The 16,360-nt window shown below is 60.8% G+C and carries 14 protein-coding genes; 6 read left to right on the forward strand and 8 right to left on the reverse strand.

Features of this window, described 5'->3' with window-relative positions; all coding sequences use genetic code 11:
• Window positions 1–324: 324 nt before the first annotated feature.
• Window positions 325–1,218 (reverse strand): LysR family transcriptional regulator, encoded by an 894-nt coding sequence (locus tag ACQY8Q_RS11210; RefSeq protein WP_428426647.1) that lies wholly within the window; start codon window positions 1,216–1,218, stop codon window positions 325–327.
• A gap of 115 nt (window positions 1,219–1,333) precedes the next feature.
• Between ACQY8Q_RS11210 and hglS the strand changes: the two genes are divergently transcribed.
• The 6 genes from hglS (at window position 1,334) to ACQY8Q_RS11240 (ending at window position 9,565) form a co-directional block, all read left to right on the forward strand.
• Window positions 1,334–2,734 carry a 2-oxoadipate dioxygenase/decarboxylase HglS gene (hglS, locus tag ACQY8Q_RS11215; RefSeq protein WP_428426648.1) on the forward strand — a complete coding sequence of 467 codons (1,401 nt, stop codon included), beginning with the start codon at window positions 1,334–1,336 and terminating at the stop codon, window positions 2,732–2,734.
• A 10-nt stretch (window positions 2,735–2,744) separates the two neighbouring features.
• On the forward strand, window positions 2,745–4,166 hold the full coding sequence (locus ACQY8Q_RS11220; RefSeq protein WP_428426649.1) for an FAD-binding oxidoreductase: 1,422 nt from the start codon (window positions 2,745–2,747) through the stop codon (window positions 4,164–4,166).
• A gap of 33 nt (window positions 4,167–4,199) precedes the next feature.
• Window positions 4,200–5,732: an L-piperidine-6-carboxylate dehydrogenase gene (gene amaB / locus ACQY8Q_RS11225; protein ID WP_428426650.1), complete on the forward strand. Its 1,533-nt coding sequence runs from the start codon at window positions 4,200–4,202 to the stop codon at window positions 5,730–5,732.
• 15 nt (window positions 5,733–5,747) lie between these two features.
• On the forward strand, window positions 5,748–6,980 hold the full coding sequence (locus ACQY8Q_RS11230; RefSeq protein ID WP_428426651.1) for a pyridoxal phosphate-dependent aminotransferase: 1,233 nt from the start codon (window positions 5,748–5,750) through the stop codon (window positions 6,978–6,980).
• 171 nt (window positions 6,981–7,151) lie between these two features.
• Window positions 7,152–8,570, forward strand: coding sequence for a cytochrome P450 (locus ACQY8Q_RS11235; protein ID WP_428426652.1), 1,419 nt, complete (start codon window positions 7,152–7,154; stop codon window positions 8,568–8,570).
• 2 nt (window positions 8,571–8,572) lie between these two features.
• Window positions 8,573–9,565: a lysophospholipid acyltransferase family protein gene (locus tag ACQY8Q_RS11240; RefSeq protein WP_428426653.1), complete on the forward strand. Its 993-nt coding sequence runs from the start codon at window positions 8,573–8,575 to the stop codon at window positions 9,563–9,565.
• A 2-nt stretch (window positions 9,566–9,567) separates the two neighbouring features.
• On the opposite strand, the gene phnN is transcribed toward ACQY8Q_RS11240, so the two are convergent.
• From phnN to phnC, 7 genes are all read right to left on the reverse strand, one after another.
• Window positions 9,568–10,143, reverse strand: coding sequence for a phosphonate metabolism protein/1,5-bisphosphokinase (PRPP-forming) PhnN (gene phnN / locus ACQY8Q_RS11245; RefSeq protein WP_428426654.1), 576 nt, complete (start codon window positions 10,141–10,143; stop codon window positions 9,568–9,570).
• A complete protein-coding gene (locus ACQY8Q_RS11250; RefSeq protein ID WP_428426655.1) occupies window positions 10,143–11,282 on the reverse strand; it encodes an alpha-D-ribose 1-methylphosphonate 5-triphosphate diphosphatase in 1,140 nt (379 codons plus the stop codon). The genes phnN and ACQY8Q_RS11250 overlap by 1 nt, the downstream gene beginning before the upstream one ends.
• Before the next feature lies 1 nt (window position 11,283).
• Window positions 11,284–11,982 (reverse strand): DUF1045 domain-containing protein, encoded by a 699-nt coding sequence (locus ACQY8Q_RS11255; RefSeq protein ID WP_428426656.1) that lies wholly within the window; start codon window positions 11,980–11,982, stop codon window positions 11,284–11,286.
• A gap of 96 nt (window positions 11,983–12,078) precedes the next feature.
• Window positions 12,079–13,431 (reverse strand): phosphonate ABC transporter, permease protein PhnE, encoded by a 1,353-nt coding sequence (phnE, locus tag ACQY8Q_RS11260; RefSeq protein ID WP_428426657.1) that lies wholly within the window; start codon window positions 13,429–13,431, stop codon window positions 12,079–12,081.
• Window positions 13,431–14,408, reverse strand: a complete 978-nt coding sequence (phnE, locus tag ACQY8Q_RS11265; RefSeq protein WP_428426658.1) for a phosphonate ABC transporter, permease protein PhnE — start codon at window positions 14,406–14,408, stop codon at window positions 13,431–13,433. The genes phnE (ACQY8Q_RS11260) and phnE (ACQY8Q_RS11265) overlap by 1 nt, the downstream gene beginning before the upstream one ends.
• Window positions 14,409–14,475: 67 nt before the next feature.
• Window positions 14,476–15,381 (reverse strand): phosphonate ABC transporter substrate-binding protein, encoded by a 906-nt coding sequence (gene phnD / locus ACQY8Q_RS11270; RefSeq protein ID WP_428426659.1) that lies wholly within the window; start codon window positions 15,379–15,381, stop codon window positions 14,476–14,478.
• 88 nt (window positions 15,382–15,469) lie between these two features.
• Complete coding sequence (gene phnC / locus ACQY8Q_RS11275; protein WP_428426660.1) at window positions 15,470–16,306, reverse strand: phosphonate ABC transporter ATP-binding protein; 837 nt, start codon at window positions 16,304–16,306, stop codon at window positions 15,470–15,472.
• Window positions 16,307–16,360: the final 54 nt, after the last annotated feature.

The following is a 16,360-nucleotide window of genomic DNA, read 5'->3' on the forward strand; positions in this document are numbered from 1 at the left end:
GAAAAGTTTGGCATTGCCCGGACGGGCTTTGGAAGGTGTGAAAACGACAGTCGCTTCGCTAACAAGGCTGCGTGGTGCAAGAAATTGGCATTTTTTAGCCGTAGTGCCAATATGTTGCAAGAAGCGCGGCCAACGTTCGGGGCGAATTCGCGTGTGCCGCGCAAAAGAAAGCGCAGCATACACTTTTTTCGTCTCAACCAATCCCGGGAAATGGTGCGCAACTGCATCTTTGAGGCTGTTCATCCAGACCGGAACGCGCCTGGATGAAAAAGGTTCCACCCTTGATATCGCATCGCAACAATAACTTAGGGCGCACGCGTGCGATCACCCTACCTGCTTGACGATCCACTCCCGAAACGCTTGGCTGACCGGATTTTCCAGCTTGCCCTCCGGCACGACGAGATAATAACTGTTTTCCGTCTGCATCGGCCGGTCGAAGACGACACGTAGCCGGTCGGCCGCAAGTTCCTGCTCGATCAGATAGCGCGGCAACAGTGCAAAACCGAGACCGACGATGGCGGCCTCGATGACCATTGAAAACTGGTCGAACCGGTTGCCGCGATAGGCCGACTTCATCTCGCCACCATTGCTTTCGAACCATTGCGCCCACATTTTCGGACGCGTGGCGAGGTGCAGCAGCGGCTTGTGCTCCAGTTCGCCCGGATCCTTCATCGGGTTGAGGGCCAGAAGGGCCGGGCTTGCCACGGGCACGATGATCTCGCTGCAGAGGTAGCTACAGGTGGCATGCGCCCAGACCGGTTGGCCGTAATGAATGGCAAGATCGAAATTCTGCTCTTCAAAGTCAAACGGCTGCGACCGCGAGGCGATGTTGATGACCGTGCCGGGATGCTGATTGAGAAAGTCCGGTAGGCGCGGCGTCAGCCAGCGGCTGCCGAAGGTCGGCAGCGAAGCAACGGAGAGCGTTGATTCCGAACGCGCCGATGCCATGGCGCGAACCATCAACTCCTCCGACTGGGTCAGAAGCCGGCGCACCTCGGGCAAAAACTTCTGGCCGGCATCGGACAGAATGACCCGCTGGCGGATGCGCTCGAACAGCAGCACGCCGATCTGGCTTTCGAGGTCCTTGATCTGGCGGCTGACAGCACTCTGGGTCAGGTTCAGCTCGGCGGCGGCCTGCGTGAAGCTGCCATGACGCGCAGCACATTCGAATGCCTGCAGCGTGGTGACATCCGGGACCAGTCTTCTGCTCAACTTCATTCCAGCCTCGCATGATCATAGTCATAACCGTCGCAATCAATGCCCGTTCGCACCATATATGATACGAATTGAGAATGATCACCGTTATCCCTTCCATACTGCGAGGCGCGTTGCCGTGAAAGAGAATAGTTTCGTATCCACCGACCTTATCCGCTCGGCCTTTTCCGCAGCGATGTCGGCCATGTACCGTACCGAGGTGCCAGCCTATGGCACATTGATGGAACTGGTGGGCAAGGTGAACGCCGAAACCCTCGCCGCCGACCCGGAACTGCAGGCGCGTCTGGAAGACACGGATTCGCTGGTACGCATCTCCGAAGAGCGCCACGGCGCCATCCGGCTCGGCACGCCTGCCGAGCTGTCGATGATGCGCCGCGTCTTTGCCGTCATGGGCATGCTGCCGGTCGGCTACTACGATCTGTCGACTGCCGGCGTCCCGGTTCATTCGACGGCCTTCCGCCCGGTCGGCGATGCGGCCTTGAAGAAAAACCCGTTTCGCGTTTTCACCTCGCTGCTGCGGCTCGACCTGATTGCAGACGAAGCTTTGCGCGATGAAGCCGAGCAGATCCTGTCCAAGCGCCAGATCTTCACCGATCGCGCGATCGCGCTGACGGAAGAGGCAGAGAAGCGGGGCGGTCTCGACAAGGCGGATGCCGAGCGCTTCGTTGCCGAGGCGCTGGAAACCTTCCGCTGGCACGACAGGGCCAATGTCAGCCCCGACATGTACCGCCGCCTGCACGACGCCCACCGGCTGATCGCCGATGTCGTTTCGTTCAAGGGCCCCCATATCAACCACCTGACGCCGCGCACGCTGGATATCGATGCCGTCCAGGCACGCATGCCCGACTACAAGATCGCCCCAAAGGCGACGATCGAAGGCCCGCCGACCCGCAAATGCGCGATCCTTCTGCGTCAGACGTCGTTCAAGGCGCTGGAAGAACCGGTTTCCTTCCAGGCTGCAGATGGCAGCTGGCATGAAGGGTCGCACACCGCCCGCTTTGGCGAGATCGAGCAGCGTGGCATTGCACTGACCCCGAAGGGCCGGACGCTGTATGACGACCTGCTCAACGCATCGCGCAAGATCGTCCGCCCGGCTGCTGACGGTTCGAATGCGGCGGAATATGAAAAAGCACTTTCGGATGCCTTCACTCCGTTCCCCGACACCTGGGCCGGTATCCGCGCTGAAGGCCTCGGCTATTTCGCCTATTCGCTGACTGCCAAGGGCCGCAAGGCCAAGGCCGATATTTCCAGGAGCCTCGACGTCCTGATTGCTGATGGCCTCGTGCGGTTCGACCCGATCGTTTACGAAGACTTCCTGCCCGTCAGCGCCGCCGGCATATTCCAGTCCAATCTCGGCGATGATGCCGCTCAGGAATTCGTGGCAAGCCCGAACCAGCAGCGCTTCGAGCTTGATCTCGGCGCCAAGGTGCTGAACGAGTTCGATCATTATGCCGGTATCGAACAGGCTTCGATCGCCGATATCAGACAGATGCTTTCGTCTGCGCAGGCAGCGGAGTAAAGCTGAAACGATGATCGACCAGAACCACGTCACAGCACTGACCGCACTCCTCGGTGACAAGGGCATTGTCACCGAAGGCAGCGATGTGGCGTCTTACCAGACCGGCGCGCGCTACGATCAGGGCCGCGCCGCGATCGTCCTGCGTCCGCAGACTACACAAGAAGTGTCGGCGGCGGTTTCCTATTGCGTGAAGAACGGCATCGTTCTCATTCCGCAATCCGGCAACACCGGTCTTGTGTCCGGTTCGACGCCGGATTCGACCGGCGCTCAGGCTGTTCTCAGCCTCGACCGGATGACCCAGCGCTTCGAGCTTGATCTCGACAACCGATCGCTCCGTGCCGATGCCGGTTTCCGGCTCTCCGACGTAAACCAGAAGCTCGAAAAACATGGCCTTTTCTTCCCGATCGATCTTGGCGCCGATCCGCGTTTGGGCGGCATGCTGGCCACCAATACCGGCGGTTCGCGCTTCCTGAAATACGGTGACGTCCGCCGCAACACGCTCGGCATCAAGGTGGTCCTGGCCGATGAAGACGGCACGATCCTCGATCTGACCTCGGAGCTGCGCAAGAATAACACCGGCATCGACTGGAAGCAGGTCTTCATCGGCACGTCCGGCGCTTTCGGCGTTATCACCGAATGCGTCGTCAACCTAGAACAACTGCCGAAACAGGTGGCGACCGCCTATCTAGTGCCCACCACCGGCGCCCATGTCATGCCGCTGCTGAGGGCGATGGAAAACCGGCTCGGCGCCTATCTCTCCGCCTTCGAGGGCATCTCGAAAAACTCGGTGACGGCGGCGCTCGATCACGTGCCATCGCTGAAAAACCCCTTTCAGGGCGGCAACGTCCCCGACTATGTGATCCTCGCGGAAATTTCCCGTACCTGGGAACCGCGCGAGGGTGAACAATCGCTCGATGCGGTCTTGGAAGCGGTGCTTGCCGAGATTTGGGAAACGGACGAAGCGCCTCTCGCCGATGCCTTCGTTGGCCCGGCCCATGAAATGTGGTCGCTGCGCCATGCCCTGTCGGAAGGCGTCAAGCACTCGGGAAAACTGATCGCCTTTGACCTTTCCTTCCGCAGAGGTGATATCATGGCCTTCTGCGACCGCATGAAGGCCGATATGCCGCAAGCCTTTCCGGAGGTGACGATCTGCGATTTCGGCCATATCGGCGATGGCGGCGTGCATTTCAATCTCGTGGTGCCGAAGGACAGCGTTTCGGCATCCGACGCGAATTTCGAGCGGCGGCTGCGCGACTGGGTGTTTGCCATCGCTGTTCAGGATTTCCATGGCAGTTTCAGTGCCGAACATGCCATCGGCCGCAAGAACCAAGCCTATTACGACCTTTATACGCAACAGAAGATCAAGGACATGGCCCAGGGCCTCAAAGCCATCACCTCGCCGGGAGATCTCGGTGCGGTGCACTTTGGATAGTCCTTCGACCAAGAAAACGGGAGTTTGCTCATCATGAACATTGCAACGAAGTCGGTAAATATCGTTCAGGAAACGGCCGCCCTTCTGGAGAAGCTCGGCGTCTCCAAGGACCTCTACACGGGCGGCGACATGGCCTCCTTCTCGCCGGTCACCGGCGAACAGATTGCCAGCCTGAAGACGGTTTCTGCCGCTGAAGCAGCAGCCAAGATCGAAAAGGCCGATGCAGCGTTTCGCGCCTGGCGCCTGGTCCCTGCCCCGAAGCGCGGCGAACTGATCCGCCTGCTCGGCGAAGAGCTGCGCGCCAGCAAGGCCGATCTCGGCCGTCTGGTTTCGATCGAAGCCGGCAAGATCACCTCGGAAGGCCTCGGCGAAGTTCAGGAAATGATCGACATCTGCGATTTCGCCGTCGGTCTTTCCCGCCAGCTCTATGGCCTGACGATCGCCACCGAGCGTCCCGGCCACCGCATGATGGAAACCTGGCATCCGCTCGGTGTCATCGGCGTCATCTCCGCTTTCAACTTCCCGGTCGCCGTCTGGGCCTGGAACTCGGCGCTTGCTCTGGTCTGCGGCAATGCCGTCGTCTGGAAGCCGTCGGAAAAGACCCCGCTCACTGCCCTTGCAAGCCAGGCTATCCTTGATCGTGCCATCGCCCGCTTCGGCGACGCGCCGGAAGGCCTGACACACGTCCTGATCGGCGACCGCACCATTGGTGAAGTCATGGTCGATCACCCGAAGGTGCCATTGGTTTCGGCCACCGGTTCGACCCGCATGGGCCGCGACGTCGGTCCGCGCCTTGCCAAGCGTTTTGCCCGCGCCATCCTCGAACTCGGCGGCAACAATGGCGGCATCGTCTGCCCCTCGGCCGATCTCGACATGGCGCTACGCGCCATCGCCTTCGGCGCCATGGGCACGGCCGGCCAGCGCTGCACGACACTGCGCCGCCTGTTCGTCCATGAAAGCGTCTACGACCAGCTCGTTCCGCGCCTGAAGAAGGCATACACCAGCGTTTCGGTCGGCAACCCGCTGGAATCGGCAGCCCTCGTCGGCCCGCTGGTCGACAAGCCGGCCTTCGACAACATGCAGAAGGCACTTGGCGAGGCTAAAGCCCACGGCGGCTCCGTCACCGGTGGCGAACGCGTCGATCTCGGCCATGCCAACAGCTACTACGTCAAGCCGGCACTCGTCGAAATGCCGAAGCAGGACGGCCCGGTTACCGAAGAAACCTTCGCACCGATCCTCTACGTCATGAAGTACAGCGATTTCGACGCTGCCGTTGCCGATCACAACGCTGTCGGCGCCGGCCTTTCCTCGTCGATCTTCACCCTCGACCTGCAGGAAGCCGAGCGCTTCCTGTCGCCTGACGGTTCCGATTGCGGCATTGCCAATGTCAACATCGGCACATCCGGTGCTGAAATCGGCGGCGCGTTCGGCGGCGAGAAGGAAACCGGCGGCGGCCGTGAATCCGGCTCGGACGCATGGCGCGCCTACATGCGCCGCGCCACCAACACCATCAACTATTCGAAGGCCCTGCCGCTGGCACAGGGCGTCTCGTTCGACATCGAATAATCGATAGGATCGGTCATGACCATCAATACCAAGGTTGAGGAGGCGGGCTTCGCGCCCGCCTCGCGGATCTCCACGATCGGCGTCTCGCAGATCCTGAAGATCGGTGCTCGGGCGCAAGCCATGAAACGAGACGGCAAGCCGGTGATCATTCTAGGCGCCGGCGAACCGGATTTCGATACGCCCGATCACGTCAAGCAGGCTGCCTGCGATGCCATCCAGAGCGGCAAGACCAAATACACCGCGCTCGACGGCACGCCGGAGCTGAAACAGGCGATCCGGGACAAGTTCTCCCGCGAAAACGGCGTCTCCTACGAGCTCGACGAGATCACGGTGGCGACCGGCGCCAAACAGATTCTCTTCAACGCCATGATGGCGACGCTGAACCCCGGCGACGAAGTGATCATCCCGACACCCTATTGGACCTCCTATTCCGATATCGTCGAAATCGCTGAGGGCAAGCCTGTCCTGATCGCCTGCGATGCAGAAGCCGGCTTCCGGCTGAAGGCTGCACAGCTCGAAGCAGCGATCACGCCGAAGACACGCTGGGTGATGCTCAATTCGCCGTCCAACCCGTCAGGTGCCGCCTACAGCGCCGAAGATTATCGCCCGCTGCTCGACGTGTTGCTGAAACATCCGCATGTCTGGCTACTGGTCGACGACATGTATGAACATATCGTCTATGACAGCTTCAAGTTCGTCACTCCGGCCGCTCTTGAACCGGCCCTGAAAAGCCGGACGCTGACCGTCAACGGTGTCTCCAAGGCCTATGCCATGACCGGCTGGCGCATCGGCTATGCCGGTGGCCCAAGCGAGCTGATCAAGGCGATGGCAGTGGTGCAGAGCCAGGCAACCTCCTGCCCCTCCTCGATCAGCCAGGCCGCCTCGGTCGCCGCGCTGAACGGTACGCAGGATTTCCTAAAGGAACGCACCGAGAGCTTCCAGCGCCGCCGCGATCTGGTCGTTTCGACCCTCAATGCCATCGAGGGCCTGGATTGCCGCACGCCGGAAGGCGCGTTCTACACCTTCTCGGGATGTGCCGGCATGCTCGGCAAGACCACGCCCGGTGGCAAGCGTATCGAGACGGACGCAGATTTCTGCGCCTACCTGCTCGATGATGTCCATGTCGCCGTCGTGCCGGGTTCGGCCTTCGGCCTCTCGCCGTTTTTCCGCATCTCCTACGCCACTTCGGAAGCAGAATTGCGCGAAGCGCTGGAGCGGATCACCAAGGCCTGCGCGGGCCTGCGTTAAGCCGGACCAGCCAGCGTCGCAATCGCGAAACACGATCAACCCTGCCGTTCCAAACGGCAGGGTTTTCTCTGTCGAAAGAATTTTGCACCACCGGAAATTGCTGCTATCCGGTAGTCGCGACCATCAGCACGCATAGTGCCGGCACCGGACACAGACAGGGGCAACCGGAGCATGTTCTCCAGTTTACGGCAATCGACCGACATCATTGAAAAGCTGCGGAAGAATTCGTTCGAGCCCGCGCATGCCGATTATTACCGAGGCAAGCCCGGCCGCCCGCTCAATCTCATTCTCAAGGCCCGCCATGACTTTCTCTCGGTCTGGCGCAAGGGCGACTACACCGACCGCGTAACGACGATGAACGTCCTCGGACGGCAGATCGTCGTCGTCAATTCGCCGGACGCGATCCGCTATGTCGTCGCCAAGCGTCACGAGAATTTCGAGCGCAAGACGCCGCAGATGCGGCGCGCGCTGGAGTTCCTGCTCGGCGACGGGCTGTTCATTTCCGATGGCGAGACCTGGAAGCAGCGGCGGCCACTGGTCAACGATATCGTCCACAAGAACCGCGTGCCGGCCTTCGGCAAGATCATGGAAAATACCACAAGCGAACTGGTGCATCGCTGGGAATCCCTTCCCGACGGCGCGTCCGTCAATGCGCTGTTCGAAATGGCTGGACTGACAGCGGAAATCATTTCCCGCGCCGTCTTCGGCAATGACCTCGGGGAAGACGGCGCGAAGGCCGTCAGCGAGGGTTTCGAGAGCTACCAGTCGCTGATCGATTCCGTCAACATCGGCTATTTCCTCGGCTTCGACGAGGGTCTTCCGGTGCTGCGAACGCCCAAGCTGCGCCGGTCCGTGTCCCGCATTCACGGGATCATCGACAAGGTGGTCGAAGACCATCTGGCCGGACGCGGCGACGACAATTCGATGGTGGAATTGCTGGTAAGGCGGCAGAAGCGCAATCCGGAACTGAAGCTTGACGTGGTGGCGCTTCGCAACGAAGCCGCGACCATCTTCATGGCCGGCCACGAGACGACGGCTGCAACATTGACCTGGGCCTGGTATCTGTTGTCGCGGGCACAATGGGTCGAAAAATCACTGCATGAGGAAATTGCCCGCGTCTGCGGTAATCGCACCCCAACGCTCGACGACATCCCGCAACTCGACTGGTGCCGAGCGATCATCGAAGAAACGCTGCGGCTCTATCCGCCGGTACCAATTCTTGCCCGCCAGGCAAAAGAGGCCGACAGGATTGGCGATATCGACGTCAAGCCGGCATCTCTGGTCCTGATCGTGCCGTGGCTGCTGCACCGGACGGAAGCCTTCTACAAGCACGCGCATCTCTTCAAGCCGGAGCGCTTCATGAATGGTGGCAAGGCCATTCCCTATAGCTACATTCCCTTCGCCAGCGGCCCGCGTGTCTGCCCCGGCCTGCAATTCGGTCTCCAGGAAGCGATCCTGTGCTTGGCAATCCTTGCGCAGAAGTTCACGGTACGGGTGGCGGAAAACGCAAAGGTCGAGCCGCAGTGCCGCCTGACGCTGCGCCCGCGCGGCGGCCTGCCCGTGACGCTGCATCGGCGCGAAAGGGTTTAGCCTTGACGGCCAAGCCAGAAAACAGCTCCAAAAACGGTCCAGCGAAAAGGTCTGCCTGGGTTTACCGCACGCCCGCGAGGCCGCCGCTCGGAGACCTATTCAAGGATAGCGACCGGCACAAGGCGGCCTTTCGCTATCACGTGACCGGCAATATCAAGAGCCTGCTCGACCTGGCCGTTCACTTCGGTTTGAAAGCCGTACCGGCCAGTATCTGCTCGGCGGCAGGCGCCCGGCTTGGGGCCTTCGTCATTCCGCGCTGGCACACTTCATCCGTCAAGAAAACGCAGAGGAACCTGAAGCGTCTTCTGCCGGACGCGACCGAAGAGGAGCGCGACAAGGTTATGAAGCGGAGCTGGCAGAACCAGGGCCGCATCATGACGGAGTTTTCCATCATCGGGCGCCTGTGGCGCCACGCAAGCTGGCACGATCTGCATCACTTTACTGATGCCTACGCAAAAGGACCGGTGATCGTCGTCTGCATGCATCTCGGAAACTGGGAGATATTCGCGCCCAAACTGGTTGAGCTCGGGCTTTCCCCGTCCGCCAACTATACCCCGCCCGCCGGCAGGGCACGCGCCTGGATCGCCAGACGGGTGCGATTGAAGCTCGGATATGGCCTACTGCCCCCCGGCAAGGACGGCATACGGCCAGCGCTGAACATCCTGAAAGAAGGCGGTGCGATCTCGGTCTTTTGCGACGAGGGTTTTGCCGGAAAAATCCGCGGGCCGTTTTTTGGCCGCCCGCCCCATCTAGAAGGCAATCTTGCTGTCGTCGCCCGGCTTGCCCGTTTAACCGGGGCAACCATCTGCCCGTGTTATGCGGTGCGGCGCGATGGCGCGTCGTTTGACGGTTTTGCACTTCCGCCGGTCATCCTGCCGCCGGAGGCCAAACATGGCGAACGCCTGATCGACGATGTTTTGCTGCTCAACTCGGTGATCGAGCCGGTCATCCGCGCCCATCTCGACCAATGGTATTTTATCGACAACGCACTTTGAGGTCAGCTCGCAGAGCCATGCAGCTCAGTGACCAGCGCGGCAAATCGCGAGCCCGCAATCTCAAGCGGACCGCTATTGTCGATCGTCGTCACGTCTGGTTCATCGAAAATATCCGGTACCTGCCGCTTCAGCCGGTTGAGGATATCCTGCTCGCTCTCCCGTCCCCGCGCCACGAGCCGGCTTGCCAGTACCTGCGGCGAGGCCGTGATGTTGACGATCGCCACCCTTGGAAAGGCCTGCCGGAACTGGCCGAGCACCGCCCGGCTACCGTTGGCGATCAGAATCCGGCCGGCCCGCACCTTTTCAAGCGCATCCTTGGGAATTCCGTATTTCAACCCGTGCGCCTGCCAGGCAACCGCGAAATCGCCGGCCGATAACCGGCTATCGAAAACATCGCCGGAAATACTCTCGTGATCCTCACCGCCCGCATCGGAAGGTCGGGTGATGACCCGGCGGACGAAGTCGATATCTTCGCGATCGGCAAAGTGCTGCGCCACGAAACCGATGACGCTGTCCTTGCCGGCACCGCTGGGGCCGACCACGACGATGATCGCGCCCGTCTGGCCCTGTCCGTGCATCAGGCGACCCGCCTGCCTTCGCGCCAGACAGAGCGAACGATCGGAATGCCTTCCTGGCGCTGAACCCGGACGATATCGGCACGCAGGCCGGTGGCAATGCGGCCACGGTCATCGAGACCGACGGTGCGGGCCGGGGTCGCGGTGACCATGGCGAGCGCCTGCGGCAGGCTGACGCCTTCCAGTTCATCGGACAGAACGAACGGTGCCTGGATCAGGCTGAACGGCACATAATCGGACGACAGCACGTCGAGGACGCCCCGCTCGGCGAGGTCCTTTGCGGCGATATTGCCCGAATGCGATTTGCCGCGCACGATGTTCGGCGCCCCCATGAGGACGCTCAGGCCAGCCGCATGCGAGGCTTCGGCTGCCTCGAAGCTGGTCGGGAATTCCGCAAGGCGAATACCAAAGCCGACCGATTCCTCGACATGAGCCAGGGTAGCGTCGTCATGGCTGGCAATGGCGATGCCGCGCTCGGCGCAGGCCTTGGCGATCTCGGTGCGATGTGGGCCAGCGTATTTGGCCGATAACGCCTGCTGGCGGGCGCAGAACGCCGCGAAAGCCTCGTCGGAAAGGCCGCGCTTGTTCTTGTAGTAGAGCGTGTACTGCTCCATCGTCTGGAACTGACGCTGCCCTGGGGCGTGATCCATCAGCGAAACGAGACCGACCTGCGGATCGTTCTCGAATTCCACGAAATGTGCCATCACATTGTCGGTCGAGACCTCGCAGCGCAGGTGAATACGGTGGTCGGCGCGCAGGCGATTTTCCTTTGCGGCCTGTGCCAAAGCATTTGCCATGTCGCGCATCTCGCCCTGCTCGAAGCCGCCATCCTCGTCCGAGCCCATGCGCAGGCAGTCAAACACAGTGGTGATGCCGGATGTGACGATCTGGGCGTCATGCGCCTGGATCGCCGCCATTTTCAGCCAGCGGACACCGGGGCGCGGTGAGTAATGGGCTTCCAGATGGTCGGTGTGCAGCTCGACCAGCCCGGGGATCAGATAGTCGCATTCGAAATCCTCGCCGGTGCGGCTGGCACCTTCCGAGATATCGGCAATCTTGCCGTCACGGATGAGGACCGAGCCGTTGAGAATCTGGTCCTCAAGGACGATGCGGGCGTTGGAGAGAACGGTTTCAACGGTCATGTCATGCCATCTTTCGTTTGGACGTGCCGCCGAGCGGCAAAAGCGAGTGGATTGTGAAAGGCGCGCCGCGTTCGGGCTCGGTGAACAGCGCAAGGCCACGCACCGGCAGCGCGCCGCCGATTAGCGATGAAAAGCGCGCATCCAGATGGGCGACGACCTCGTCCTGCCGCTCGGCCGGCACGGGCCCGGTCAGCGTCATGTGGAAGCGGAAGGCATCGAAGACGTAAGGATATCCCCAATCGTGGAGATAGGTCCGTTCCGGTTCGGGCAGCGTTTCGGGCTTGCGCCGGGCGATATCCGCAGCCGAAAGCGGCGCGCGGAATGGCTCGAAGGCGCGTACAACATCGGCAGCGAAGCTATCGAGCGCATCAGCATCCCCATCGGGAACGAGAGCGAAAAACGAACCGAGCCGGCCGATTTTCAGACGCGGAATGGTGAAGGCCGGCGTTTCGGCGGCAAAAACGTCGAGCGCGCTGAGAAGGTTCGCCTCCGTGCGGCCGCCGGCAAGATGAAACGGTGCCTTCAGTGTCGCATGAAACCCATAGCGCGCCGGTTCGGCGACGAGGCTCTCCCACCCATCTGGTCTTTGGCCGTCCGGCGCCAGCACCGTGCCGGTAAAGGCATCCCGGCCCAGCCAGCGCGCCGCAGCGTCCGTCAGCGGGTCGTCTGCGGGAGGGGTGAAATAGAAGGTGTAACGCATGTTCATTCCATGAGGGCAGTAAAAAAACGGGAGAGCCGCAAGGCTTAGCGATTCATCGTGACCATAACGTGAAATCCCCTCTCCCGGTCACAAAAATCAATGAGCCCTTTCTCCGATCAGACGCTGACGAAGGAAGGTTGAGAGATTGTCGAACAGGAAGACCACGATGAGGATCAACAGCACCATATAGGCAACCTTGTCCCAATCCGCATTGGTGCCCATGGCTTCCAACAGCTTCAACCCAATGCCGCCGGCGCCGACGGCACCAATGACTGTGGCCGAACGGGTGTTGGATTCCCAGAAATAGAGCGACTGCGAAATGAACACCGGCAGGACTTGCGGTACGACGCCAAAGCGATTGACCGCGATCGGGCTGGCGCCAACGGATTTCACCCCTTCGCGCTGCTTGTCGTCAACGTTCTCCAAAGCCTCCGCATAGACTTTGCCGAGCGCTCCGGCATCGGTGAAGAAAATAGCGGCGATACCGGGGATCGGGCCGGGGCCGAAGGACCGGGTAAAGAATAGCGCCCAGATCAGCATGTCGATCGAACGCAGGAAGTCAAATGTCCGCTTCATGCCCCAGTTGGCAGCACGATTGCGCGTGATGTTGCGCGCCGCTATGAAGGCCAGCGGAAAAGCGAAGATGGTCCCGAGCAGCGTGCCGACAAACGCCATGACCAGCGTCTGCATCAGTTTCGACAGGATATCCGCATGCTGCCAGACGCCGTTGCCAAGAAAGTCGTCACGCATGTGGGACAGGTTGGACCGGGCCGGATCGAGGCGATCGCCGAAGATCACGAGATGAATGAGGTCACCCCAGCTCCTGCCCCAAAACTGTGATTTTGTGTCGAAGAAGAAGTTGGACCAGCCGAGGAAACGGCGCTGAACAAACACCTGGCCGGTGCGGATTTCCGCTTGGCCCTCGAAGCCGTAGCTGACGATGACTTTTGTCCCGTCCTGCTGGATGGCGGCCGGTGCATCGGCTGGCGCGGTAACGGCCTCTGCGGTGATGGTAACAGGATAGACCGTGCCGCCAAGATAGACATCGACCTTCGAAGGCGTGATCTCAAGGCGGTCGTCGCGGCTGCCATAGGTCACGCTATAGCCGCCGTTAGCTGCAGGCTGCAGCCAGTCGATATTGGCGCCGGCCGGGTATTGGCCCCGGCTCGACCATTGCGGGCGCACCGTGCCCCCGTCCTCGAAACGCAAGCGCGGCTGGGCACGCCAGGAATACCAGTCCTGCAAGTACAGCGAGGCGCGATCCCAGCGGCCATTGGCAAAAGCCGGACCGATCTGAAAGGCAAAGAAGCAGGCGACGAGATAGAGAAGGATACCGCCGGCGATGAGCGCCAGACCATAGCGCTGCATGAAGCTGCGGTGGAAGGCCTGCGGATAGGTGGTGAGCAGGCGCGCGCGTTCGGACGGATTGATCGAGGGAACCAAGGACATCAGGCCGCTCCTCTGCCGAATTCAAAAGACTGTTGACCGGTAAGCCGGTGGCGCAGCCAACCCGAGAACTGGTCGATGATGATAATGCTGATCAAGAGAAGAATGATGATCGCATAGGTCTGGGCCGCATGATCACGGCCGATCGCCAGCCGGAAGACTTCGCCGATGCCACCGCCGCCGACAGCGCCGATGATGGTCGAGGCGCGCACGTTGATTTCGGCGCGCAACAGCGCATAGGACACGAAATTTGGCATGACCTGCGGCACGATGGCAAAACGCACCCGCTCGAACCAGTTGGCGCCGGTGGCACGCAGCCCCTCTTCCGGCTTCATGTCGGCATTCTCGACCACTTCGAAGAACAGCTTGCCGAGCGCGCCGATCGTATGGACCGTGATCGCGATGATGGCGGCGATCGGCCCGATCGAGAGAATGGCGGTCAGCAATCCGGCAATCACGATTTCAGGAAAGGCGCGCATCACTTCCATGACGCGCCGCACGAACCAGCGCGTCACGCCGGAGCCGATGAGGTTCGTCGAGGCGAAGAAACACAGAAGGAATGCTAGCGCCGCGCCGACTATGGTCGAAACCAGCGCGATATTGATGGTGATCGCCAGCTGATAGAAGAAATGGGGAATATAGAAGCCATCGGTCAGATAGACCCGGTCGGCAGTATAATTGTATTTCAGCGATCCGTCGGCATAGGGCGACGGCAGATCGAACATCGCGCGGATGATTTCCAGCGGGCTGTTCGGCACGAAATTAAGGATGAAATCGAAGAAATACGGCAGGCGATCGAAAAACTTGCCGGCATTCGCGTCATTGGCGAATTTCAGCGATGCGCACAGCACGATGAAAAACACCACGACCGAAATGATCGTATAGATGCGGCGGGTGCGCAACTGCTGCTGATAATGCTGCATCACCAGGGATGCGGCCGGACCGAGCCCGCCATTATTCTGTTTGCTGATCGCCGTCATGTGCCTGTTCTCGCTGCAGAACGGCGGCGCCTAAAAGGCGCCGCCGCGAAATGAGGTCAAGAGGAGATCAGCCGCCGATGACCGACTTACGAGCGTCGATGATCGTCTGGTAGAAGGCCTTGTTGACTTCGATATAGTCCTTGTTCTGGCCCTGCGTGTAGGCCTGGAAGCAAGCGAGGTCCTTCTTCGGCAGTTCCAGGAAATAGGCCTTGACCTTGGCCTTCATGTCAGCCGGAACAGCGTTGTTGACCATCAGCGGGCCGTTCGGGATCAGCGGCGAGCGCCAGATTTCGACGATATCGTCCATGTCCAGATTGCCCTTGTTGACCATCTGATGGAGGTTGCCGCCGGTATAGCCCTCTTCCCACTTGCCAACGCCCGAACCGAAGGTCGTGCCGGCATCGAACTTGCCGTCGAGAACGGCGAGAACAAGGTTTTCATGACCGCCGCCGAAGCCGGTTTCGGAGAAATATTCCTTCACCGGAGCGCCGATATCAGCCGGCAACGAGACGTTCGGAACAAGATAGCCCGAGGTCGAATCCGGATCGGCGAAGCCGAGCTTCTTGCCCTTCAGGTCGGCGAGCGTCTTGATGCCGGAATCCTTGCGGGCAACCATGAGCGAGTAATAGCCGCTGGAGCCGTCCGAACCGGTATAGGTGAGGATCGGATCGACCGCATCTGGCTTCTGCAGCTCGATGGCGGCGTAGGAGGACGCCCCCATCGTGGCGATGTCGATCGTGCCGCCGAGCAGGCCCTGGATGACGCCGTTATAATCGGGCGACGGGAAGATCTGGACTTCCGGAACGCCGGTCGCGGCCTTGAGGCCATCAGCGACGCACTGCGTGTTGCGGATCTGGTCGGCTTCGTTTTCCGAACCGTCGAGACCGATGCGCAGGACCTTGACGTCCTGGGCCATTGCGGACCCTGCGATGACGCTCAGCGCCACGGCAGCAAGAAGGGCTTTCTTCAACATGAGATAGTCTCCTGGTTTCCGGCCTGGCCGGAGTTCTTTTCTGAAATACTTTGCCCTTGACGCGGGCCAACGATCCCCGGGCGGCCCCTCAAAGACCCGCAAGTGCCACCGGTGAAGGATGGGTTGCCTTCCGATTGTCTTGCGACGGCGGAAGATTGATGCTGGTCGATGTCATCGATTCCTCGATTTCGGCGCCGCTGCCGTAGATTTCGGCGACAGCCTCTGCCGTCAGCGCGCGCGGCGGTCCATCGAACACGACGCGTCCATGCGCCATGCCGATGATGCGCTCGCAATAGGAACGGGCGGTATCCAGCGTATGAAGGTTGGTGACGACGGTGATGCCCTCGCGCTCGTTGATATCGCGCAGCGCATCCATCACGATCTTGGCGTTGAGCGGATCGAGCGATGCGATCGGCTCGTCCGCGAGCAGCATCTTCGGCTGCTGCATCAGAGCACGCGCGATAGCCACGCGCTGCTGCTGGCCGCCGGACAGCGTACCGGCCGGCTGCATTGCCGTCTGCTCGATGCCCAATCGTTCCAAGGCTGCCAGTGCGGCAAGACGCTCGTCCTGCGTAAACAAACCAAAAAGTGATGACAGCGTCGAGCGGTGATTGAGCCGACCCAGCATGACATTGGTCAAAACATCAAGGCGCGGCACAAGATTGAACTGCTGGAAGATCATGGCGCAATCGCGCTGCCAGTTGCGGAGGGCTGCACCGCGCAGCGACGACACTTCCAGATCACCGAAATGGATGGAGCCGGACGAGACATCGTTGAGACGATTGATCATCCTGAGCAACGTCGACTTGCCGGCACCGGACCGGCCGATGATGCCGACCATCTGGCCCTGCGGGATGTTGAAAGTAACCGAGTTGACGGCAATCTTCTTGCCGAACTGACGGGTTACATTCTTCAGCTGAAACATGAGCAGTCGTCCTCTGGCAGTGGCACCGGTCACCGGTATGCCCTTGCCATAATG

Source organism: Pararhizobium sp., assembly GCF_965279435.1.
Classification (GTDB): domain Bacteria; phylum Pseudomonadota; class Alphaproteobacteria; order Rhizobiales; family Rhizobiaceae; genus Pararhizobium.

Bases quoted from the DNA above. Each gene is read 5' to 3' on its own strand.
- ACQY8Q_RS11235 (WP_428426652.1), top strand. From the start codon at position 7,152: ATGTTCTCCAGTTTACGGCAATCGACCGACATCATTGAAAAGCTGCGG.
- ACQY8Q_RS11255 (WP_428426656.1), bottom strand. From the start codon at position 11,982: ATGCGTTACACCTTCTATTTCACCCCTCCCGCAGACGACCCGCTGACG.
- phnD (WP_428426659.1), bottom strand. From the start codon at position 15,381: ATGTTGAAGAAAGCCCTTCTTGCTGCCGTGGCGCTGAGCGTCATCGCA.
- ACQY8Q_RS11220 (WP_428426649.1), top strand. From the start codon at position 2,745: ATGATCGACCAGAACCACGTCACAGCACTGACCGCACTCCTCGGTGAC.
- phnN (WP_428426654.1), bottom strand. From the start codon at position 10,143: ATGCACGGACAGGGCCAGACGGGCGCGATCATCGTCGTGGTCGGCCCC.
- phnE (WP_428426657.1), bottom strand. From the start codon at position 13,431: ATGTCCTTGGTTCCCTCGATCAATCCGTCCGAACGCGCGCGCCTGCTC.
- amaB (WP_428426650.1), top strand. From the start codon at position 4,200: ATGAACATTGCAACGAAGTCGGTAAATATCGTTCAGGAAACGGCCGCC.
- ACQY8Q_RS11210 (WP_428426647.1), bottom strand. From the start codon at position 1,218: ATGAAGTTGAGCAGAAGACTGGTCCCGGATGTCACCACGCTGCAGGCA.
- ACQY8Q_RS11250 (WP_428426655.1), bottom strand. From the start codon at position 11,282: ATGACCGTTGAAACCGTTCTCTCCAACGCCCGCATCGTCCTTGAGGAC.
- phnC (WP_428426660.1), bottom strand. From the start codon at position 16,306: ATGTTTCAGCTGAAGAATGTAACCCGTCAGTTCGGCAAGAAGATTGCC.
- ACQY8Q_RS11230 (WP_428426651.1), top strand. From the start codon at position 5,748: ATGACCATCAATACCAAGGTTGAGGAGGCGGGCTTCGCGCCCGCCTCG.
- phnE (WP_428426658.1), bottom strand. From the start codon at position 14,408: ATGACGGCGATCAGCAAACAGAATAATGGCGGGCTCGGTCCGGCCGCA.